The sequence below is a fragment of the Rhizorhapis suberifaciens genome, assembly GCF_014200045.1.
GTDB classification, from domain to species: domain Bacteria; phylum Pseudomonadota; class Alphaproteobacteria; order Sphingomonadales; family Sphingomonadaceae; genus Rhizorhapis; species Rhizorhapis suberifaciens.
In genome coordinates this window covers 223,646-244,171 of sequence record NZ_JACHOV010000003.1, presented here as the reverse complement: position 1 = coordinate 244,171, position 20,526 = coordinate 223,646, and the positions used below count along the sequence as shown (strand labels likewise).

Annotated in this window: 17 protein-coding genes; 4 read left to right on the top strand and 13 right to left on the bottom strand. The window is 60.4% G+C overall.

Annotated features, from left to right (window positions below; translation table 11 throughout):
* Positions 1 to 65 precede the first annotated feature (65 nt).
* Both HNQ99_RS05350 and HNQ99_RS05345 read right to left on the bottom strand, forming a co-directional pair.
* Positions 66 to 632 carry a TMEM165/GDT1 family protein gene (locus tag HNQ99_RS05350; RefSeq protein WP_184474599.1) on the bottom strand — a complete coding sequence of 189 codons (567 nt, stop codon included), beginning with the start codon at positions 630 to 632 and terminating at the stop codon, positions 66 to 68.
* A 15-nt stretch (positions 633 to 647) separates the two neighbouring features.
* On the bottom strand, positions 648 to 965 hold the full coding sequence (locus HNQ99_RS05345; protein ID WP_184474598.1) for a hypothetical protein: 318 nt from the start codon (positions 963 to 965) through the stop codon (positions 648 to 650).
* A gap of 216 nt (positions 966 to 1,181) precedes the next feature.
* Here HNQ99_RS05345 and rpmG point away from each other — a divergent pair, with 216 nt between their 5' ends.
* Positions 1,182 to 1,349, top strand: a complete 168-nt coding sequence (rpmG, locus tag HNQ99_RS05340) for a 50S ribosomal protein L33 (protein ID WP_184474597.1) — start codon at positions 1,182 to 1,184, stop codon at positions 1,347 to 1,349.
* 237 nt (positions 1,350 to 1,586) lie between these two features.
* Here the strand turns inward: rpmG and HNQ99_RS05335 are convergent, their stop codons facing one another.
* The 10 genes from HNQ99_RS05335 to HNQ99_RS05290 all read right to left on the bottom strand — a co-directional run bounded on the left by HNQ99_RS05335 (position 1,587) and on the right by HNQ99_RS05290 (position 13,557).
* Complete coding sequence (locus HNQ99_RS05335) at positions 1,587 to 3,164, bottom strand: hypothetical protein (RefSeq protein ID WP_184474596.1); 1,578 nt, start codon at positions 3,162 to 3,164, stop codon at positions 1,587 to 1,589.
* A gap of 201 nt (positions 3,165 to 3,365) precedes the next feature.
* Positions 3,366 to 5,471, bottom strand: coding sequence for a transglycosylase domain-containing protein (locus HNQ99_RS05330; RefSeq protein WP_184474595.1), 2,106 nt, complete (start codon positions 5,469 to 5,471; stop codon positions 3,366 to 3,368).
* An 85-nt stretch (positions 5,472 to 5,556) separates the two neighbouring features.
* Complete coding sequence (msrB, locus tag HNQ99_RS05325) at positions 5,557 to 5,961, bottom strand: peptide-methionine (R)-S-oxide reductase MsrB (protein ID WP_184474725.1); 405 nt, start codon at positions 5,959 to 5,961, stop codon at positions 5,557 to 5,559.
* A 32-nt stretch (positions 5,962 to 5,993) separates the two neighbouring features.
* On the bottom strand, positions 5,994 to 7,106 hold the full coding sequence (locus tag HNQ99_RS05320) for an NAD(P)/FAD-dependent oxidoreductase (protein ID WP_184474594.1): 1,113 nt from the start codon (positions 7,104 to 7,106) through the stop codon (positions 5,994 to 5,996).
* A complete protein-coding gene (locus HNQ99_RS05315; RefSeq protein WP_184474593.1) occupies positions 7,085 to 7,768 on the bottom strand; it encodes a methyltransferase domain-containing protein in 684 nt (227 codons plus the stop codon). Before HNQ99_RS05315 ends, HNQ99_RS05320 begins: the two co-directional genes overlap by 22 nt.
* Positions 7,765 to 8,826, bottom strand: coding sequence for a type III polyketide synthase (locus tag HNQ99_RS05310; protein ID WP_184474724.1), 1,062 nt, complete (start codon positions 8,824 to 8,826; stop codon positions 7,765 to 7,767). Before HNQ99_RS05310 ends, HNQ99_RS05315 begins: the two co-directional genes overlap by 4 nt.
* Before the next feature lie 144 nt (positions 8,827 to 8,970).
* The gene (gene holA / locus HNQ99_RS05305) at positions 8,971 to 9,996 is read right to left on the bottom strand and encodes a DNA polymerase III subunit delta (protein ID WP_184474592.1); all 1,026 of its coding nucleotides are present in this window, start codon (positions 9,994 to 9,996) and stop codon (positions 8,971 to 8,973) included.
* Entirely contained in the window at positions 9,993 to 10,493 is a 501-nt protein-coding gene (lptE, locus tag HNQ99_RS05300; protein ID WP_184474591.1) for an LPS assembly lipoprotein LptE, read from the bottom strand. Before lptE ends, holA begins: the two co-directional genes overlap by 4 nt.
* Positions 10,490 to 13,069 (bottom strand): leucine--tRNA ligase, encoded by a 2,580-nt coding sequence (gene leuS, locus HNQ99_RS05295; protein ID WP_184474590.1) that lies wholly within the window; start codon positions 13,067 to 13,069, stop codon positions 10,490 to 10,492. Before leuS ends, lptE begins: the two co-directional genes overlap by 4 nt.
* Before the next feature lie 38 nt (positions 13,070 to 13,107).
* Positions 13,108 to 13,557, bottom strand: a complete 450-nt coding sequence (locus tag HNQ99_RS05290) for a DUF3576 domain-containing protein (RefSeq protein WP_184474589.1) — start codon at positions 13,555 to 13,557, stop codon at positions 13,108 to 13,110.
* A 216-nt stretch (positions 13,558 to 13,773) separates the two neighbouring features.
* Here HNQ99_RS05290 and HNQ99_RS05285 point away from each other — a divergent pair, with 216 nt between their 5' ends.
* The 3 genes from HNQ99_RS05285 (at position 13,774) to ung (ending at position 15,827) form a co-directional block, all read left to right on the top strand.
* Positions 13,774 to 14,499, top strand: a complete 726-nt coding sequence (locus HNQ99_RS05285; protein ID WP_184474588.1) for a hypothetical protein — start codon at positions 13,774 to 13,776, stop codon at positions 14,497 to 14,499.
* A 135-nt stretch (positions 14,500 to 14,634) separates the two neighbouring features.
* Positions 14,635 to 15,063: a DUF1810 domain-containing protein gene (locus HNQ99_RS05280; protein WP_184474587.1), complete on the top strand. Its 429-nt coding sequence runs from the start codon at positions 14,635 to 14,637 to the stop codon at positions 15,061 to 15,063.
* 50 nt (positions 15,064 to 15,113) lie between these two features.
* Positions 15,114 to 15,827: a uracil-DNA glycosylase gene (gene ung / locus HNQ99_RS05275; RefSeq protein WP_184474586.1), complete on the top strand. Its 714-nt coding sequence runs from the start codon at positions 15,114 to 15,116 to the stop codon at positions 15,825 to 15,827.
* Here ung and HNQ99_RS05270 read toward each other — a convergent pair.
* On the bottom strand, positions 15,816 to 20,465 hold the full coding sequence (locus HNQ99_RS05270; protein WP_184474585.1) for an NAD-glutamate dehydrogenase: 4,650 nt from the start codon (positions 20,463 to 20,465) through the stop codon (positions 15,816 to 15,818). The genes ung and HNQ99_RS05270 overlap by 12 nt on opposite strands.
* Positions 20,466 to 20,526 lie beyond the last annotated feature (61 nt).

Sequence of the window (20,526 nt, the reverse complement as noted above, 5' to 3'; positions counted from 1 at the left end):
AAAGTGCCGCATGCAGGAAGATTTTGCAAAACGACTAATTTGGCGAGACTGATCGACAAGAGCGATTACAGGAGCTCGAACGCCTTCAGAGCTAGAATTACTCCGATGAGCAGAAACAAGACGGCCGCCACGCGACGGATGAGTCCCAAAGGCACGTCGAGGAAGAATTGCTTCCGCATCAGCACCACAGGCGACAAGGCTAGGAAAATCCCCGTACTGGCGCCTGCGGCCGCCATCAGCGGATCGGCCGTGTGCACTGCCACACCAGCGGTGATGAATTGCGACTTGTCGCCGAATTCGAGGATGAACATTGTCAGGAATGCAGTGAAAAATGGCCCAATTCGCCATCCCTTCGCGTCCTCGGGTGGTTTTAGGGGGAGGAGCATGCCTACGCCGGCGAACAGGAAGGGCAAGCCGAAGAACAAGGTGCGCGCATTGCTGCCGATCAAACCGGAGATCAGCCAGCCGCCAGCCGCAGAAAGTGCACAATTGAGGATGGTTGCGAGGGCGATCCCCGCCAGCACAGCGCCATCGCTCCTGAACCGGACCGCCAGCAGCAGCGCCAGCAACTGCGTCTTGTCGCCCATTTCAGCGAACGCGCTGGCCAGCAAAGCGATAAGCAGCGCGTCCATGAACAGATTGGCTCCTTAGACGCCCATGCGCAAAGACATGGCGCCCATATATGCAGCGTTGACGTGTGGCCCGACAGCCTCACATCCCACTGCGTCGCGCATCAGATCGAGGTAGGACAGGATCATGGCGCCGTGCCCGTCAAAGGCGAGAGCGGATTCAAGCGTACTCGCCATCTGTTCGACCGGTCCCAATCCATAAACTCGGGCGATGTGGCGGATGGCGTCTACCTGCTCACATAGCTGGGCTAATTTCAAATGGCTTGATTGCGATGCCAACGCATCAATGCGGTCAAGCAGATCGGAACGTACCAGCACCATGGCATTCCTGTTCATGCCCATGCTCCTTTCAAAGGTCCCCGTGCGTGAATAATGCACCCTTAATGGTTAACGACCTCTTATCCGCGGCCATCGGTTCAGGATGGTCCGGGGAGCGTCCTCCCTTGACAATCCTGCCCGATTCCCCCATTGGCGCAGCCTGAATGGAGCGGCACCGTGGCCGCTTTTATTTTTTTGTGTCTTTCGACCGTTTGTTTTTAAAGGGAATGGGCCATGGCCAAGCCAGCCACCGTCAAGATCCGCCTTGTGAGCACCGCCGACACCGGCTTCTTCTATGTTACAAAGAAGAATCCGCGCAATTTGACGGAAAAGCTGACCTTCCGTAAATATGATCCCGTCGTGCGGAAGCATGTCGAGTTCAAGGAAGCCAAGATCAAGTAATCGCGCCGACCAGCTTTCACCGACTGCGGTTGCATTGCAAAACGGCCCGCACCGAATCGGTAGCGGGCCGTTTGGCTTGTTCGGGCGATTCGGGTGAGCGTTCTCCGTGGAACTGGCGCAGCGACCGTAGCAGTTTCTTCGGGATGATGTTTTTTGCGAGCGGCAGCCGGTGTCCCCCACAGGCCACAAGCGCGATGAGGCGTATGGATAGGCTCAATGCCATGCTCAACCGCCTCGCTACTCAATCTTGAGCCTGAAAAACCCCATTGCTCCCTTGGGAGCACCGTCATAGGCCTCTTCAAGGGCAGAGGGCACGAGATTAAAGGCGTATAGGCCGCCGACGCCAAATTTCACATGGTCCGCGACCTGGAAGTCGCGCACGGCTCCCAAGGAGAGCTTGCCGACGTCATAAGTGGGGCCGTGGTGGCCACCCGCTGACACCAGCTCATTATTTTGCGTTCGCTCGGCCCGTCCGAAAACCGTCCAGTGCTTCAGCTTTACCGCGCTCTCAAGCACCCAGGCATCCAGATTCTCATGGCCGCTGGTTCGCCTTCCCCAAGCGAGCGTCGTCGACCACAGCCCCTCGGCCGCAATGCGCATCGTGTAGATGGCGCTCGCCGACCAGCGCGTCTGATTCTCATCGGGTTCGAGCTGTTCCGGGCTTTTTAGATGTGCCCAGCTTGCCTGCAGCGAGAGTTCTGACGCGGGGTTCCATGACAACCGCACTGCCGTCGAATCCAGCGGCCCCGTCTCGATGTCGTAGCGGTGCTGGTCAGGCTCGCGGCCATGGAAACGCGAAGCCTCGATCTTCATAGCATTGTGAATGAATCCGACAGTGACCACGCCGAAAGTGATATGCGTTGAATCCAGCCAGTGATGACTGATGGGCGCCTCGGGACTGTCCATGATCGACATGCGGTGCATGAAGGCCGGAGGACCGAAGGCTGGCTCGCCCGGCAGGCCTGCGTAAAGGAACATACTGTCTTGACCGGAGAGGCGCTGACTGTAGCTCGCCGAAAGCTCCATGAAGAGATCGTGGGGATGCTGACGGTCGACAAGTGGCGTTTCCCCGTCTGCCGTCTCGCCCGAGGCGAGGTGGAGTGGATAGCCGCTTTTGCCCATCAGCGGATCCGGGCTGAGCATTGCGCGCAGCTGGAGAGCGTTGCCATTGGCGAAGTCGCGTTTCGCCATGCCCATTACCATGCCCGAGGCAAATGTCTTGTGGCCGCCACGCGGCCCCCCTTGCCATGAATATACGCCGTTCAGCACGGCATGCCCCATCACCATCCAGTTACCCGCCATGACTTGAACCCCGGAATGTTCGGACGTGTCGGGTTGCCATGCCGTTCCTGAAGCCTCGCGGTTCATCGGATAGGGACCGAGGGCACCGGTCATCACGTGGGCCATCTCATCGCCCATGGCCTTGTGCTCCATTGACGGGGCATCTGGTACAGGCATCACATGATTCATCGCGGGCGTGGCGGGCATCTCGTGGCCAGTGACCGCATCGCCAGCGGGCCGCGCGGAAGGACTGGCCGACTCTGCAGGCGGCCCATGCTGTTCGTGACCCGGCGGCGAATGATCCGTCGACCGCATGACTTGCAGGGGCGGGGTTGGTTTGGCCGCGGTCGCCGATTTTCGTGTCCGCGCCGCCTTCTTAACCGGCGAAGCAGTTTTCTTGGACTGGGACGCAGCTTTTTCCGGCTTCGGCGCGGGCATAGGATGGTGCATCGGCATATCCATGCCTTGTCCAACAACCGGCGGGGCGGGGATCAGCGCGACCGTTGCTGCGGACAGAGACAAAATCGATCGCATTTCAGACGAACTCCTTCTGCGGAATTAATGGTCATCTAGCCCGTGCTTCATCCTACCGTTCCCTTGGCAACGCCGCCGCGTGTAGGACCTGACACCATGTTAAGGTCAAGAGACATTTAGACTGGCCCGGCGATCACGGTCTGGCACCGCCTTCGTAGAGCTCCGGATTTCTTATAAAGGGACCCTTGGGAAGCCCGGGGCTTATTGAGGCGGCGTTGCGGTTCCTGTCGAACCTTGCCGTTGCGCATTCGCTCGGGGCGGCGGCGTGCTGTTGCCGGGCCTGCGGTTCTCCCGGCCCAATACTTCGTCAATCCATCCCTGGTCCAGGCGCTGAGGAGCCGATGTGGGTGGCGCGGGGTCTTCGGGGACAGCCTCTTCGCTTCCCGCACCCGGTTCGGTTTCCAGGGGCATGCCGTTCTCATCGACGTACATGCCATTGTCCGGAGCACCAAAATAAGCCTCGTCATCCGGCTCAAGCTGCCATTCTGGCAGCGTCAGTTGCGTATCGAATTCCTCAACCGGACGGCGAGCCACGGCTATCTTCATATATTGGGCAAAGGCCTGAGCCGGCGCGCGGCCACCCTGAAGGCCGCCGACCGCATGGGCATTATCCTTGCCCATCCAAACCCCGGTCGTGATTCCACTTGAAAACCCCAGGAACCAGCCATCCTTGTTGCTGCTGGTCGTTCCCGTCTTGCCTGCGACAGGGCGGCCGATCTGGGCCGAACGGCCCGTGCCGGTGTTGACCGCCGTCTGCAGCAGGTCGGTCATTCCCGCCGCTACCCAGGGAGCAACCAGCACGCGGCTGGTATCGTCCTGGTGCTCATACAGCACGTCGCCCTCGGCCGTCGTCACCTTGGTGATGCCATAGGGGACGACGGCCACACCCTTGCGGCCGACGGAGGCGAAGGCGCGGGTCATGTCGATCAGGCGCACGTCTGAGGTGCCCAGCACCATGGAAGGATGGGTGTTGATCGGCGTCGTTATGCCGAACCGCCGCGCCATGTCGGCAATGGCGGGAAAGCCGACGTCGACGCCCATCTTGGCGGCGATCGTGTTTATCGAATAGGCAAAGGCGGTACGCACGTCGATCTGGCCGTTGTAATTGCGCGAGCTGTTCCGTGGTTGCCAGCCGTTGATGTCCACCGGTTCATCCACCACCGCTGTATCGGGAGTGAAGCCTGCCTCCAGCGCGGCCAGATAAACGAACAGCTTGAATGCGGATCCCGGCTGTCGCACTGCCTGGGTCGCGCGATTATAGTTGGAGCTGACATAGTCGAGGCCGCCCACCATAGCGCGGACTGCGCCATCGCGGTCGAGCGATACCAGCGCGCCCTGCGCACCTGAAGGGACGTTCGCCTTCAGCGCATTGGCGGCGGCACGCTGCATACGAAGATCGATGGTGGTCCACACCTCCAGCGGTTCTGTCTGTTCGTCCACCAGCATGTCCAATTGTGGCAATGCCCAGTCGGTAAAGTAACGTACGCTGTTCTGCGGCGCTTCCGGCGCCATGGTCACGTCTTCGGGCCTGGCTTCCGCGGCCTGGGTCGCTGTGATGGCGCCATTCTCCTCCATGACGTCAAGCACTACGCCAGCTCTTCCAACGGCGGCCTCAGCGTCTGCCGTGGGGGAATAGCGCGACGGGGCCTTTACCAGACCGGCAATGATGGCGGCTTCTCCCAGGCTCAGCTCGGTGCCCGGATGGCCGAAAAACTTGCGGCTGGCCGCATCGATCCCATAAGCGCCACCGCCGAAATAGACCTTGTTGAGATACAGCTCCAGGATCTGCTGCTTGGAAAATTTCCATTCCAGCGCCAGCGCCAGCACCATTTCCCTCAATTTGCGGCCGAAGCTGTAGCTGTTGTTGAGGAAGATGTTGCGAGCGACCTGCTGCGTAATGGTGGAGGCACCCTGCATGCGGCGGCCGGTACCGCGATTTTCAAGCGCCAGCCAGGTTGCGCGGGTCAGGCCGATGGGATCGACACCGGGATGCATGTAATAGCGCTTGTCCTCGACCGAGACCATGGCGTCGACCATGATCTTGGGGATATGGTCATAGGGCAGCCATTTTCCGAAACTGGGTCCAAGGGACACGATCACGGAGCCATCGGACGCATGTACGCGGATCATCTGCCCATTGGGAGATGATTTCATCGCCTCATAGCTGGGTAGTGAGGACATGGCGACGGCCACCGCCACCACCAGCGCGACTATGCCCGCGATGCCGCCGAACAATGCTATGTGGAAAATGCGCTTGGAAAAGTGGCGCACCCGTCCCCGTGATCCTGTCTCGTTGGATTTAGCCATTGCTGCCCGACTACGCGCTATCCATTTAGCCTACAAGCGCTTTGCGGCTGTACCAGGCATGAATGGAGGGGATTTTCGACGAACTCTATGCGTTATCGTCGCGAGGTTTGAAGTCCAGCGAGGCGCTGTTCATGCAATAACGCATGCCTGTTTCGCCAGGTCCGTCAGGAAAAACATGACCCAGATGCCCTTCGCAAGAGGCACAGCGGACCTCCACCCGGCGCATTCCATGGCTGACATCCACATGCTCGCTTACCGCTTCCTGATCGACCGGGGCGGTGAAGCTTGGCCAACCGGAACCGCTGTCATATTTTTCATGACTGTCGAACAACTCTGCACCGCACCCGGCGCAGAAATAGCGCCCATCCGCCTTGTTGCTGTTGTACTCGCCGGTAAACGGCCGCTCAGTCCCTGCCTCCCGCAGGACATGATATTGTTCGGGGGTAAGGCGGGCCTTCCATTCGGCTTCGGAGAGGATCTTTTTTTCCATGCGGCGGAATATGGGCCCCGTCGGCCGGCGGATCAATATGTTTGTGGAGCGGACCATACCCTGCTCGCTTGGGAAATGAGGTCGCTCAGTGCCGGTACGCGGCTTAGTATTTCGGCAGCGATCCGTCCCAAAGGCGGCTTGTCTGCCAGATCAGAAATCAACCCGGCAATGGCCAATGGCCGGCGCAACTTTTGGGAAAAGGCGCGCTGATAGATGGGAGCCGCAGCCCCTCCTCCATTCCCCCAACAGCGCACCGAAGACTCGGCGCTCGCCAGTGCCAGTCCGATACCCTCTCCAGCAAGCGACGCAATGACGCCAGCTTGGTCGCCCAGTCGGAACAATCCTGACATCCCATTGCGCGCGCGCCATCCATAGGGGATGTGCGCTACGGAATCGACGGGCGTAGTGGCGATAAGTCCGGCGAGGCGGTCGGCGAGGGCCGGACGGCTATCAGCCAAGTTCATGAAGAGCGTTGCCGGTTGTCCTTGCGTCTTCGCAACTACGCTCTTTCGGACGGCCATGCAGGCGTTGGCCGATCCATCCTCCTGAAGCACCAGACCCAAATAGCCGCCTTCGAACAGATGGATTTCGATGTGGCCGCCGATCAGCCTGGTTCGCTCCTCCAATGGCGGCAGCCTGACACGCAAACCAAGCATGGGATCTTCGCCTGCCGCCAGGCGCGGACGTTGAAGCCCGCGCAAATCATACTTTCCGGTAGCAAGGAACAGGCTATCGCTCGCCAGCTGTCCGCCATTGTCGAGCCGGACGCCATCGGGACCGAAGCTTTGCACGGCTATGCCGCGCCAGACGACAGCACCCATTTGCTCTGCCGTTGCCAGCAACAGGCGGTCCAGCCGCCGACGAGACAGGCCCATTGCGCGGGCTGGCAGTGGAATTTCATACGGTCTCTTGCCCACGAACAAGCGAAGCGTGGTGACGGCATGGCCGCCGAGCTCGTCTTGTCCGATTCCCAGCGCCGCCAGCTGTTCCAGGGTCCGCCAGCTCAGGAACCCGCCGCAAAGCGCGTCGCCAGTGTCTACCTGCCGCTCAATGATGGTTGGTTCCGCCCCGAAACGCAGCAGGTGGAGCGCGGCGGCGGCTCCCGCCGGCCCGCCGCCGATGATCAGCGGATTCGTTCGACGCATAGGCGGAACGGGAAGTAGCGGCGGATTTTGGTCACCTCGCCGAGACCCGCCTTGTCCAGGATTAACGCCCATTCGCCTGGCTCGAAGGACCGGGCGATGCTAAGCTGCCCATCTTGCCGTACGATGCGGTGCACCGCTAGCAGCCGGGCGAGCAGCGGGAATCCATAATAAGAAAAGGCGTGCCGATGAAGGTCGTTCACAAACCATCCTCGGGCGGCGTGGCCTTCCATGAACAGCAAAAAGGCGTGCCGCTGCTCATCGTCCATATGGTGAGTGACAAGGCTGCTGATGATGAAATCCCAATGTTCATTTGCAAGATCGGCATAGTCTCCGGTTCGGTAGGAAATCGGTGCGTCTTTCGGATGCCGCGCCCGCGCCACCGCCTCGCTGCGTAAGTTGAGGTCGATCCCGACCAATTCATGATCGTAACCCCGCCTTCTGCTCCAGCGATGGATGCTGCGCAACATGCCGCCATCGCCGAAACCGACGTCAAGAAGCCGGAAAGGTTCGCCCTTCCGAACGGTGCGCTTCAGAAAATTCAACGTGGGCCGGGCGGCCAAGGTGGCGGCATTGACCCGCCCCAGTCCCGCCAGTACCTTGGCATAGACGCTTTCCGGCAGGTCCGGCGCGTCCATCTGTTCCTCTGCCTGAATTTGCCTCATGGCCGGGAAAATCGAAAGCCCTCAGCCGCGAGGCCGGGACCGAAGGCGAGGGCGACGCCCGATTCCGGCGGCTCGCCCTCCAACATTCGGGCAAGGACGAACATCAGCGTTGCCGAGGACATATTCCCGAACGCGTCGAGCACCGCCCGGCTGTCGTCCAATGCATGATCGTTCAATTCTAGGCCATGGGCGACTGCGTCCAGGATGGATCGCCCTCCCGCATGCACGGCCCAACCTTCCTCTTCGGCAGCGCCAAAGGGGCATATCACACTGCGAATCTCCGGTGTCGCCAGAGACGCCGCAATCCGGCCCGGCACTTCCCCGGAAAGATACATGGAAAATCCTTGATCGCCGATATGCCATTGAATGAGTTCGCCGCTGTCAGGCAGGGTCAGCGCGAAGGGCGCGTCGATCCGGAAGCCCCGTGGCTCCGATGTCACCAGTGCCGCGGCTGCCCCATCGCCGAACTGCAATGCCGCCAGAAGCGTTTCCAGGCTTTCATAAGGCTGCAGGTGCAGGCTGGACAGTTCGACGCAGATAACCAGCACCTGCGCTTCCGGATCGGAGCGAACGATGTGCCGGGCGGAACGCAATGCTGCGACGGCGGCATAGCAGCCCATATAGCCGACCAGTAACCGTTCGACCGAAGCCGAAAGCCCCAGTTGACGCGCGATAATCTGGTCCACGCCGGGCGCAACAAAGCCGGTACAGCTTGCCACCACCAAATGGGTGATGCCGCCGACAGGCTCCGGAAGGTTTTGGACGGCCTGTATCGCCAATTCCGGCGCGGCACGGCCGTAAAGATTCATTCGTGCCGAAGTGGGTGGAAAGGGATCGCCAGCATAGAATCCGCCGGGATCGATCGGCGATCCGGTTCCGCCGGGCTTTGGCAATATCGACCAGCGGTGCGAAATCCCCGAGCGCCGCGCCATGCGCCGGAACAGCATACGTTCGGTATCGCTCGCCAACCGCGCTTCTGCCCAGGCGAGAAATGGCTGGTGAATGTCATGACCCGGAACGGCCGTACCGATGGCGTTGATAAAGGCAGCTGTGGCGATGGGTCGAACCCTCCATGTCGAGCCGCCGGGTGATGGCGGCGCCTGCCCTGTCCTGACGGATGATATACGGGTGCAGGGCCAAGGACAAACGGGATTTTACGCCCGGACAAGCGTCACCTGTAACTTGGTGCCCCAGCAGATCGCTTACCGCCCTTTTGCCGCCTGCCTGGCTATGACCAGAAGTTCATGTTCCACCAATATTGGTCCTGCATTGAGGCTGGAACGTGAAAGCCGTTCGGCCTCCGCCAGGCGATGAATGACCCGGGCAATGCCTTGCGCGGTCCATAGCCGCACCTGGCTTTGCACCGCCGCCTTGTCCTTCCAGAAAACGGCTTTGCCCGCTGACGCCATGGCCCCATCCAGATTGCCGTTCTGGTCGAACTCGGCCCGTATTGCGGCGAGCAAATGGGCCCGGCGCAGCAGGGGCCAAAGCATGCTGCCTTCGCTGGTTCCCAGCTGCACAAGGAGGCGCAATTCGCGCAGAAGGGTAGGGACATCCCCTCCCATCACCGCATTGACGAGTGCGGCGATATCCTCTTCAGGAGCCTGGGCCGCGAGTGCATCCACAGCCTCGTGCGTGGCATCAACCGGCCGTTCCGGGTCGGCATCCAGGTACAGGCAGAGCTTTTCGATCTCTATCGCCATCAGCGTGCGATCGCCGCCGGTCAATTCTGCGATGCGCCTTGCAAGATCGGAGGCGAGCCGAAGTCCCTTTTCGCGCGCAATGGCGGCCGCGAGATTTTCCGCGTCCCGTCCCTCCGGCACATAGCTTGCGCAGGCCATCGCGGCCTTGTGATCGAGCGCCAGCTTCAGGATTTTTGACGTGTTCTTGAGCGCGCCGCCCAAAGCAACGACAGGGTTGCCTGCCTGCTCAGCCTCCAGCAGACCCTGTATAGCAGGAAGCGTGTCATCGTTAGTGAGGGTCAGGCGAATCCATCGTGCCTCGCCGAACAGGGAGAGGGAGGCAGCCTCGTCGGCCAATCGGGCGGGGTCAGATTTCAGCGTTGCCGCATCCAGGTCAATGCGCTCGGCTTCTGAACCCATGGCCCCTTCCAGGCGGCGTACGAGCGCTTGACCGCCGGAATCGTCCGGCCCGTATAACAGGAACAGGCGAATGTCGGGCGGCGGCGCGTCGAGCGCGCGTTCGATCTGCCCCTTATTGGCCTTCACTGGCCGTCGGCGCTGCGCGTCGCATAGAGCGCTAGCCGGGATATGATCTGATCGGCCACGGTTTGAGCCAGCCGCTCAAGCGCGGTGTTTTCCGCTGCGATCGTTGCATATTCAGAACTGGTCACGTCGATGCCGGCATCCGATCCGGCCGTGGCGTCGAGCACAACGGCATCGCGGCCGATCTCGACCAATTGATAGCGGGCGCGGAGGGTTCGCCGCTCACGAGTCACGGTATCGTCGGCGCGGACGCCGAAACCTTCAATATCGTCGTCCAGCTTGATCACGAGCCGATAGCGCGGGGCGGAGCCGTCGGCTGCCGCCAAACGGTCGTTAATCGCATTGCGCACCAGCCAACCCGCCTTGCCCTCGACCGGTGCTACCTCAATATCACGAAGGGTTTGGGCCACCGCTCCTTGACTGCCGCCGGAATAAAGGGGGCGCAAACCGCAGCCCGAAAGGGCGGCCGTCATGAGCAGGAGAGGCGCTAGGAGCTTCATATCACTAGATTGACCAAACGGTCGGGCACGACAATCACTTTCTTGGGCGTCGCCCCGTCCAGTGTGCGGACAATCTTGACGGAAGCGAGCGCTAGACGCTCCAGTTCATCCTTGGGCGTGCCTTTGGCGACGGTCAGAATGTCGCGAAGCTTGCCCTGAACCTGAACGGCAACGGTGACTTCATCGTCGACGAGCAAGGCGGGATTGACGGCAGGCCAGGCAGCGTCGGCAATCAGGCCTTGCCCCCCCATGTCGGCCCATGCCTCTTCGGCCAGGTGCGGAATCATGGGCGCGACCAGCAGAGCGAGCGTGCGGATGGCGCAAGTACGCGATACCGATGGCGCCGCCTTTTCCACCGCGTTGGCAAGCTCGTAGATTTTTGCCACCGCCTTGTTGAACGAAAGCGCCTCTATGTCTTTGGCCACGCCATCAATGGTCTGATGCAGCTTGCGGTCGAGCGCCTTGTCTTCGCCGGTGGCGGTTTTATCTATCTGACCGAACAGCCGCCAAAGGCGATTGACGAAGCGCCATGCGCCGTCAATGCCTGACTCCGTCCAGGGCAGGTCGCGTTCAGGCGGACTGTCGCTGAGCATGAACCAGCGCACCGCATCCGCGCCATATTGCTGGATGATCTCGTCCGGGTCGACGACGTTCTTCTTCGACTTGGACATCTTCTCGACGCGTCCCAGAGTCGCCGCTTCGCCGGTTTCAATGATAATCACCTGATCGTCGCGCTTCTCCACTTCGTTGGGAGCGAGCCAGCGGCCGTCAGGAGCCTTATAGGTTTCGTGTGTCACCATGCCCTGGGTGAACAGGCCGGTGAAAGGCTCCGCTACATCCAGCTTACCAATGCGCTTCAGGGCGCGGGTCCAGAAGCGGGCATAGAGTAAGTGAAGGATCGCGTGCTCCACGCCGCCGATATATTGACCGACCGGCATCCATTTCTCGACGGTTTCGCGATCGAAAGCCTTGTCGCCGGGCTGGCTGGCAAAGCGGATGAAATACCAGCTTGAATCGACGAACGTGTCGAGCGTGTCGGTTTCCCGCCGCGCTTCCTTACCGCATGTGGGGCAAGCGACATGCTTCCACATGGCGTGGCGGTCAAGCGGATTGCCGGGAATGTCGAAACTGACATCTTCGGGCAGTTTGACGGGTAGCTGGTCCTTTGGCACCGCCACCGGGCCGCAATCCTCGCAATGGATGATTGGAATGGGTGTGCCCCAATAGCGCTGGCGCGAAACGCCCCAGTCGCGCAGCCGCCACACGGTGGTCCCCTGCCCCCAGCCCTCTGCTTCGGCGCGGGCAATCACCGCTTGCTTGGCGGCCTCGACATCCATGTCGTTGATGAAGTCGGAGTTCACCAGCTTGCCGGGACCGGTATAGGCCTCGTCGTGGATAGGCTTGGCTTCGTCGCCGCTTGCCGCAACGACGCGCTCCACCGGCAACATATATTTGCGGGCGAAGTCGAGGTCGCGCTGGTCGTGTGCAGGCACGCCCATAACTGCGCCCGTGCCATAGTCCATCAGGACGAAATTGGCGACAAAGAGCGGCAGCTTCCATTCGGGATTGAAGGGATGGACTACGGAAAGACCGGTGTCATAGCCCTTCTTCTCCTGAGTTTCCACCTCGGCCGCAGCGGTGCCCGACCGGCGGCACTCCAGGGCAAAAGCGGCAAGCTGCGGGTCGCCTTCCGCCAGCGCGAGCGCGATCGGATGGTCGGCGGCTATGGCGGCGAAGCTTGCCCCGAATATGGTGTCGGGACGAGTGGAGAAGACTTCGAGACCTTCCGCCAATAGTGTCTCAACTTCGCTCGACACGAACCGATCCTTTGAAACGCCGTTTGTCCCAAGGGCAGCCGAGGGGCGTTCTATTTCAAATTTAAACTGCAGTCCGACGCTCTTGCCGATCCAGTTTTCCTGCATCAGCTTGACCTTTTCAGGCCAATGATCGAGCGTTTTCAAGCCATCGAGCAACTCATCGGCGAAGTCAGTGATCTTCAGGAACCATTGGGACAGCTTGCGCTTTTCGACCAGCGCACCCGACCGCCAACCCCGGCCATCGATCACCTGTTCGTTGGCGAGCACGGTCATGTCGACCGGGTCCCAATTTACCGCCGATTCCTTTCGATAGACGAGCCCATGTTCGTAAAGATCGAGGAATAGCGCCTGTTCATGGCCGTAATAATCGGGCTCGCAAGTGGCGAGTTCACGCGACCAATCAAGCGCGAAGCCGAGTTTCTTGAGCTGCGCCCGCATCGACGCGATATTGTCGCGCGTCCAATTGCCGGGGTGCACGCCCTTTTCCATCGCCGCATTTTCGGCGGGCATGCCAAAAGCATCCCAGCCCATGGGATGCAGCACTTCATGTCCCGTCATCCGCCGGAAACGCGCAAGCACGTCGCCCATGGAATAGTTGCGCACATGGCCGATATGGATCCGGCCGGATGGATAGGGAAACATCTCCAGCACATAGCTGCGCGGCTTGTCGGTATCGTCAGACGCACGGAAGGTCTGCCGTTCATCCCAGATATTCTGCCAGCGGGCATCGGCCTCAAGCGGGTTGAAGCGCCTTTGCATAGTCACTCCCAAAAACAGGGTCCGTCCAGGCGCGTGCCTTAGCCGCCAATCGCGCTGCGGCGAAGGTCGCGGGCCTTGGACAAAATGATTTCCTCAATCTTCTGAACGGTCGAGGCTTGCACCGGGGCGTCCACCCATGTCCCCGTCTGGTTGAGCTGCCGGCTGGCCGCGACTCGAAGTGCATCGGCACGCAAATCCTGATCAAGGATCGACACGGTGAGCTTCATCCGTTCATTGGGCGCGGTCGGATTGGCGTACCAGTCAGTAACGATAACGCCGCCATTGGAATCGGTTTGAAGCAACGGCATGAAAGACAGGGTTTCAAGGCTTGCCCGCCATAAATAGCTGTTAACGCCGATGGTCGTCACGCGAGAGGCAGCAAGGTCCGCCGCTGGACGTTCATTCTTGGACCCGCATGCCGAAAGGGCGGCCAGCCCGGCAAGAATGAGAACGGTACGAACGGCCGGCGCGGTGAACTGGCGAAGCATGCGCTTTTCCTTGAAGATCTGAAGCTGTTCCGGCTTCTATAGTTGGTCTTGGCGCTTGAGCAAGCCCGTCAGGCGCGCCCATGCGGAAACGGCTGTCCTTAGCCTGTGTGTTTATTGCAACAAAGCCGCGGAAAACGGACTCATGGACTAGCTAAACGGCGGAGAAAGATGATATAGATCAACTCAAGAAACAAAATCAGCGGAGGAATGGCGCTCATGCGCGTGCGTCGGGGACATATGCTTTGGAGCGGAGCGGCTTTTGCCGTGGCCGCCCTTGCGCTGTCGCCAGCTTTCGGCGCAGTGGCCGGCTTGATGCGCGCTTCGAAAGAGGCTCCCAATGTATCGTTGAGCAAGTTGGGAGGCATTGGGTCCTTCACGCCAACGAATGGCGACCCGCGGCTGGTCTCCAACTACGCCAAAGCCGCTCTCAACTCCAGCCGGGGTTTCCGCTTTACACCGACCAGCGGCTCAATGAGCGGCACGCGGTCGATCACTATTGCCGTCCGGGCCAATGGCTCCCTTCAGGATCGCGGAATTCCGTCCATTCTTTCAATTACGCCGGTCGCCTATAATCTTGGGGTATCGCGCGGCTGGAAGAAGTTTGCGACGCCCGAATTTGTCGGCAAGCTTGATCTGCCTCCCGTTGCCGTGGAAACCGGGTCTGGCAAGATTGATGGTGCGGATGGCTTCAGCTTGAGCGGTAAGCGGAAATTCAGCACCAGTGTCCAATTGGACAGCGAACGGCCCATCGCGACATCGCCCCAGACGCTGGCAGGCGAAGAGGCCATATCGGTGGACTTGGCCGGATCCTATTCCCTGACCCGCAATCTCGACCTCAAGGCGGGTGTCCGCTACCGTGGGCCCATGAACCGCCTGGCGCCGCTGACGGATGATCGGCAGGATAGTCAAGCCGTATATATCGGAACTGCCTTCAAGTTCTGATTATCGGCCCTTCCGCACCAGCCCGGAAGATTATCCACCAATGCGGGTTCGCGCGCGTTGTAAGCCTTCCTTTCGACCTGTCATTTTGGCAAGGGGCATTATGGGAGAGTGTCGATCCCTTTATCGGATATCGCGATGAGCACTTCGGGCCCCTGGACGTTCCAACATTTTATTGAGGCCCAGGCGAACAGTTACCATAATGCTCTGGCTGAGATCAGGGCCGGCCGGAAGAGAAGTCACTGGATGTGGTTTATTTTCCCGCAGATCGAGGGGCTGGGGCACAGTCCGATGGCGCAACTATATGCGATCAGCGGTCGGGAGGAAGCCAAAGCCTATCTGGCTCACTCATTGCTGGGTCCGCGATTAAGGGAATGTACGCTGGCCGTGAATAGACGCCCTGAAAGCGACCCTGTCGCCATTTTCGGGGAAATCGACGCCATGAAGCTCAAATCCAGTCTGACGCTGTTCGATGCGGTGGCAGAACCTGCCAATCCGTTTGCTGCTTGCCTCGCCAGATTTTTCGGCGGTGAAAAGGACGCCGCAACCATGCGCTTGCTGGGGTGAAGCGCAAAAGCTGTTCCCACATTTGCGTTCGATGCTTTAGATGATCCCCCATGAGCACGCAGGTTAAACTCCACAATAGCTGGCTTGAGCCCCTCGCCGCTGAGTTCGAACAACCCTATATGCGGTCGCTGCGCGCTTTTCTGACAGAGGAAAAGACCAAGGGAAAGCGCATCTTTCCCAAAGGCAGCGAGTATTTTCGCGCACTGGATCTGACGCCGCTGGATGAAGTGCGGGTCGTGATCCTTGGCCAGGATCCTTATCATGGGCCGGGCCAGGCGCATGGATTATGCTTCTCGGTTCAACATGGCGTCCGACCGCCGCCCTCGCTGGTCAATATCTACAAGGAACTGCAAAGCGACCTTCGCATCGCGCGTCCTGCTCACGGGCATCTGGAGCATTGGGCGCGCCAAGGCGTATTGCTGCTCAACAGCGTGCTGACCGTGGAAATGGGACAAGCGGCTTCGCATCAGGGCAAGGGCTGGGAGCGCTTCACCGATGCCGTCATCGCCCAGATAAACCGGCGCACCGAGCCGGTGGTCTTCATGCTGTGGGGCAGCTATGCGCAGCGCAAGGCGGGTTTCGTCGATGCCGGCCGGCATTTGGTTCTGAAGGCGCCGCACCCCTCCCCCCTATCGGCACATAACGGGTTTTTCGGCTGCCGGCATTTTTCAAAGGCCAACGCCTTTCTGGAAAGCAGAAACATGCGGCCTATCGAGTGGGCGTTGCCGGAGGAGCAGACACCTGATCCGCCGCTATTTGCCTAACAGACCGCGGGCCTGCCCGGTGAGTTCGGCCAGCATGGCGGTATTAGGCGTAGGGGCGGCACGGGCGCGTTTCACCAAGGCTTGGTATTGCTCCACCCGCTTCTCCTGAGCGCGTAGCCAGGCATCCACATGGGCCGCCACGTCCTTGCCCTTGGCTTCGCTCAGGAATTCGAGCCTGATTTGCTGTAAATCACGCGCAATCCCGGCCACCAGCAGCCGTTCCCACGGGTCGGTTGGTTGCATTCGCGCGGCGGTGGATTGCACCCAATCGATGCCCAGTGTTTCGCCGATGCGGGTGAAGGCGCGGGTAACCTCCGCTTCTTCAACCTGCAGCTTGCTTGCGAGCAGCGCCAGCCCGACCGCGCCGTCCAGCTTGAAGAGGCCGACGGATCGGCTAATGAGTTCCGCCGGCGCTCCCAGGGTGAGCAGATGGGCGGCAATCGCTTCTGCCCTGCGTGCGCTTTCAGGGCGCAGCAGTTTGTCGACCAGGTCGGAAAGTCGTGCAACGCCTGATTTCAACATCGCAACGCCCTCGCCTGGCATTGTTCCTGACGGGAGGCTGCGGATCAAGTCCGCAATTTGGCCGCGCATCGCCCCCGCGATTTCTGCGAACAGCGCCAGTCTGGCCACTTCGGGCATGGCGCAATCATCAATGTCTTTCCAAAGCGACGGCACATGGAACAGGCGCTCTGCAATGACGAAGGCGGATGAGAGGTCGGAGAGTGAGCAACCCTCCTCTTCGGCCAATTCGAATGGATGAATGATGCCCAGCCGATTGACGATGCGGTTGGCGAGCTCCGTTGCGACAATCTCGCGGCGCAGTTGATGCGTCTGTATCGCCTCGGCATGTGTGGCCTGCATTGCCGGCGGGAAAGATGCCGTCAATTCGCTTCCCATTGTGGGATCGCCGGAAAGATCGCGCCGCTCTATGGCGTCCTGCAGGGCCAGCTTTGCCGTTGAAAGCAGGATCGCCAGTTCGGGACGGGTCAGGCCTTGTCCCTCCTGAACCCTGCGAAGCAGTTCTTCATTGCTCGCAAGTCCTTCGACCTTTCGATCCAGCCGCCCATTGCTTTCAAATATTTCGATGAGTCGGACATAGGATGGCAGGTTTGCCGCCCCGCCCGCTTCGGCAATCGAAAGACCGAGTGCCTGGAGGCGATTGTCCTCCAGCACAATTTCAGCCACGGACGCCGTCATGGAGACCAGCAATGCGTTTCGATCCTCGAAACTCAGCTTGCCTTCGCGCATCTCCTTATTGAGCGCGATCTTGATATTGACCTCATTGTCGGAACAATCGACGCCCGCGCTATTGTCGATGAAATCGGCGTTGATGCGCCCGCCGCGCAGGCCATAGGCGATCCGCGCTGCTTGAGTGACGCCCAGATTGGCGCCCTCTCCCACGACTTTTGCGCGAAGCTGTTCGGCATCCACGCGAACGCGATCGTTGGCCGGGTCGCGAACGTCCACATGGTTTTGCGCGGCCGCCTTGACGTAAGTGCCGATCCCGCCGAACCAGAGCAGGTCCACAGGCGCCTTCAACAGGGCCGAAATCAGCTGCGTGGGCTCCATTTGTTCATCGGCTACATCCAGAAGCGTTCTGACCTGCGGCGACAAGGGGATGATCTTCTGGCTACGCGGAAAAACGCCGCCGCCCGCCGATATCAAGGATCGGTCATAATCGTCCCAGCTTGACCTTGGCAGATCGAACAGTCGCTTGCGTTCCTGCCAGCTCATGGCCGGATTGGGATCGGGATCTAGGAAGATGTGGCGGTGGTCGAACGCCGCCACCAGCTTAATGGCTTTGCTGAGCAACATGCCATTGCCGAACACGTCTCCCGACATATCCCCACAACCTGAAACCCGTATCCGATCCTTCTGAACGTCGACTCCCATTTCCAGAAAGTGGCGCTGTACGCTGACCCAGGCGCCCTTTGCTGTGATGCCCATTGCCTTATGGTCATATCCCTGGCTGCCGCCACTGGCGAAGGCATCGCCAAGCCAGAAGTCCCGCTCCAGCGCAATGGCGTTGGCCACGTCGGAAAAAGAAGCCGTGCCCTTGTCCGCAGCGACCACGAAATAGGGATCCTCCCCGTCATGAACCATTACAGCCTCTGGGTGGACTACCTTGCCTCCAACGATATTGTCGGTGACCGACAGCAGCGTCCGAATGAAAATGCGATAGCTTTCGGTACCTTCGGCCAGCCAACCGTCACGATCCTTGGCCAGATCGGGCAGCATCTTGGGAAAGAAGCCCCCCTTCGCGCCGGTCGGCACGATGATGGCATTCTTCACACGCTGCGCCTTCATCAGGCCGAGTATCTCGGTACGGAAATCGTCGCGCCGGTCTGACCACCGCAGTCCGCCGCGCGCAATAGGCCCCGCGCGTAAATGGATGCCTTCCACGCGCGGGCTGTAAACCCAGATTTCGCGCCATGGCAGAGGCGCTGGAAGGCCGGGCACCATCGCGCTGTCCATCTTGAAAGCGATGGCTTCGGCAGCAGCCGGGGCAAAGAAATTGGTGCGAAGCGTGGCGATGATCACCGCGCGCGTCAGACGCAGGATACGGTCTTCGTCGATTGCGGTGACGCGCTCCAGCGCCAGATCGATCGCCCGGCCGACTTCTGCCTCTGCTTCCTGTCCGGCTTGAGCAGGGTCATGCCGGGTCTCGAACAGCCGGACCAAGTCCCGTGCGATGCCCTGTTCCCGTTGCAGCGCGTCGACAAAAGTGGACAGGCCATAAGCAACGCCCGTCTGCCGCAGATAGCGGAAAATCGCGCGGAACAGAATAACGGACCGAGGCTCAAGCGCCGCGGAAATCAGCAGTTCGTTGAAGCGGTCATTCTCCGCAGTGCCCTCCAACACCCCGATAATGGCCCGTTGCAGCGTCTCGCTTCGAGCAATGAGATCGGGCGCTTCACGGCCCAAGGGAAGATCGAGGACGAACTTCTGCACATGGCCCAGCTCTCCCCCGCTTAACGGCGTCGACATTTCCTCGACCACACGAAAGCCGAAATTCTCAAGAGCCGGAACGGCATCCGACAGTGTAATTGGATCCAGGCTGTACAGTTTCAGGCGCAAGCGGGAGGGGGCATCATCGGGGTTCCGATAAAGCCGGGCTCCCCGGCTGCCCTGACCGGCCAGCGCCTGCATCTGCAATATGTCAATCGCGGCCTCATCCGGACCCGCGCCCGCGCGATAAGCGTCCGGAAATGCAGAAGCATAGCGCGCCGCCAACGCGGCCGCACGGCTTTGTTCGCCTATTTCCGCCAACCCACTTTCAACGGCGGGCACCCAACCGCGCACCATTTCTTCGAGCAGACGGTTCAGTCGCGCCGCGTCGGGCATCTGACCGCCTTCGCGAAGATCCAGCGCATAGCGAATGAGCGCCACTCCGCCTTCCTCCAGCGCGATGGACCAGCTCAGCAAACGGGCCTTAGCGGCCCGCTCCAGCATTTCGGCTATGGCGGAGCGCCGCCCGGTGGATACATCGTCCCGTGGCAGCCAAACGAAAGCGAACAGGTGTCGGCCGAGCGGGCTTTGTACCAACGCCATTTTCGGCCGCGGACGGTCGGAAAGCGACATGGAGGTCAGCACGACCTCCTCAAGCGACTGTTGATCGAAACTGATCAGCAGGTCGTGTGGCAATGCTGTCATCGCATGCGCCAGCGCTTTTCCCGCATGACCCATCGGATCGAAGCCGAATTTCTCCACCAAGCCGAACAGGGCAGAGCGAAGCAGCGGGATTTTTTCCGGCGATGCGCTCAGCGCCGCACTGGTCCACAGGCCGGCGTGAATGGAAAGTCCGGTAATCTCTCGCCCGTCGCGTACTGGAAGGATGATGAGATCGATCAGAACGCGCCGATGGACGGGCGACAGGCGATTGGACTTTATGATCAGCGGACTGGGCTTACCCTCCTCGAACCAGTGAAAAGCAGCCTCCACCGAAGCAGAAGAAAGCAGCGGTTCATCCGACACCGCGCAAATACCAAGCTGCCCCTCCGCTTCGCCGGAACGAGCGCGGACCTCATGGCCGAGCTGGGTAAAATTGCGATCAAGAAACCAGCGCAGCAGCGCCGCGCCCTCTACGTCATGAAGCCGTTCAGCATCGGCGCTCATCGCTTGTTGCATGCGCAGCCAGTCGGCAACAGCTGCCCGGACATGGGCGAGCGTGTTGCGGACATGCTCTACCAGGGCTCGCCGTTGCTTTGCGTCGGCGCGATCCGTCTCGAAATAGATGATGGATTCGCGGCGCGCTCCGCTGCTGTCCGGGGGAAGGATTTGGGTCAGCGTACCTTGCGCATCGCGGACGACCGACACCACCGGATGTATCAACCGATGGATCGCAATCCCCTCGGATGAAAGCGTCGCCGCAACCGAATCGACCAGGAAGGGCATGTCATCATTGATGACGGCCAAACGCATCAGCCGCCGGCCGTCGCGTCTGGCCAGGGTATCGAGCGCTATAATCGGCTCCGATGCAGGACGAATATGACTGGCATCGGCAAGGAACCTTGCTGCTTCTGAAAGCGCCTCTTGGTCAAAGCCCTCGTCTTCGCCTGGAAGAGCGCCGCTGTGCAAAGCAGCCTGAAGGGCCCGCGCGATCAGATGCGACTTGGACTCGGCGACTGTAGTGGCCATTGAAAAGGTCATCCTGTCTGGAGCGTCGAGGCTGCTCCATTCATCATTATGGCCCTACTAT

What these genes read in the sequence shown, in the direction of transcription:
- lptE (WP_184474591.1), bottom strand. Translation starts at nt 10,493, where the DNA reads ATGAAGCTCCTAGCGCCTCTCCTGCTCATGACGGCCGCCCTTTCGGGC.
- HNQ99_RS05290 (WP_184474589.1), bottom strand. Translation starts at nt 13,557, where the DNA reads ATGCTTCGCCAGTTCACCGCGCCGGCCGTTCGTACCGTTCTCATTCTT.
- HNQ99_RS05315 (WP_184474593.1), bottom strand. Translation starts at nt 7,768, where the DNA reads ATGAGGCAAATTCAGGCAGAGGAACAGATGGACGCGCCGGACCTGCCG.
- HNQ99_RS05270 (WP_184474585.1), bottom strand. Translation starts at nt 20,465, where the DNA reads ATGGCCACTACAGTCGCCGAGTCCAAGTCGCATCTGATCGCGCGGGCC.
- HNQ99_RS05330 (WP_184474595.1), bottom strand. Translation starts at nt 5,471, where the DNA reads ATGGCTAAATCCAACGAGACAGGATCACGGGGACGGGTGCGCCACTTT.
- leuS (WP_184474590.1), bottom strand. Translation starts at nt 13,069, where the DNA reads ATGCAAAGGCGCTTCAACCCGCTTGAGGCCGATGCCCGCTGGCAGAAT.
- HNQ99_RS05335 (WP_184474596.1), bottom strand. Translation starts at nt 3,164, where the DNA reads ATGCGATCGATTTTGTCTCTGTCCGCAGCAACGGTCGCGCTGATCCCC.
- HNQ99_RS05280 (WP_184474587.1), top strand. Translation starts at nt 14,635, where the DNA reads ATGAGCACTTCGGGCCCCTGGACGTTCCAACATTTTATTGAGGCCCAG.
- rpmG (WP_184474597.1), top strand. Translation starts at nt 1,182, where the DNA reads ATGGCCAAGCCAGCCACCGTCAAGATCCGCCTTGTGAGCACCGCCGAC.
- msrB (WP_184474725.1), bottom strand. Translation starts at nt 5,961, where the DNA reads ATGGAAAAAAAGATCCTCTCCGAAGCCGAATGGAAGGCCCGCCTTACC.
- HNQ99_RS05350 (WP_184474599.1), bottom strand. Translation starts at nt 632, where the DNA reads ATGGACGCGCTGCTTATCGCTTTGCTGGCCAGCGCGTTCGCTGAAATG.
- HNQ99_RS05320 (WP_184474594.1), bottom strand. Translation starts at nt 7,106, where the DNA reads ATGCGTCGAACGAATCCGCTGATCATCGGCGGCGGGCCGGCGGGAGCC.
- HNQ99_RS05345 (WP_184474598.1), bottom strand. Translation starts at nt 965, where the DNA reads ATGAACAGGAATGCCATGGTGCTGGTACGTTCCGATCTGCTTGACCGC.
- HNQ99_RS05285 (WP_184474588.1), top strand. Translation starts at nt 13,774, where the DNA reads ATGCGCGTGCGTCGGGGACATATGCTTTGGAGCGGAGCGGCTTTTGCC.
- ung (WP_184474586.1), top strand. Translation starts at nt 15,114, where the DNA reads ATGAGCACGCAGGTTAAACTCCACAATAGCTGGCTTGAGCCCCTCGCC.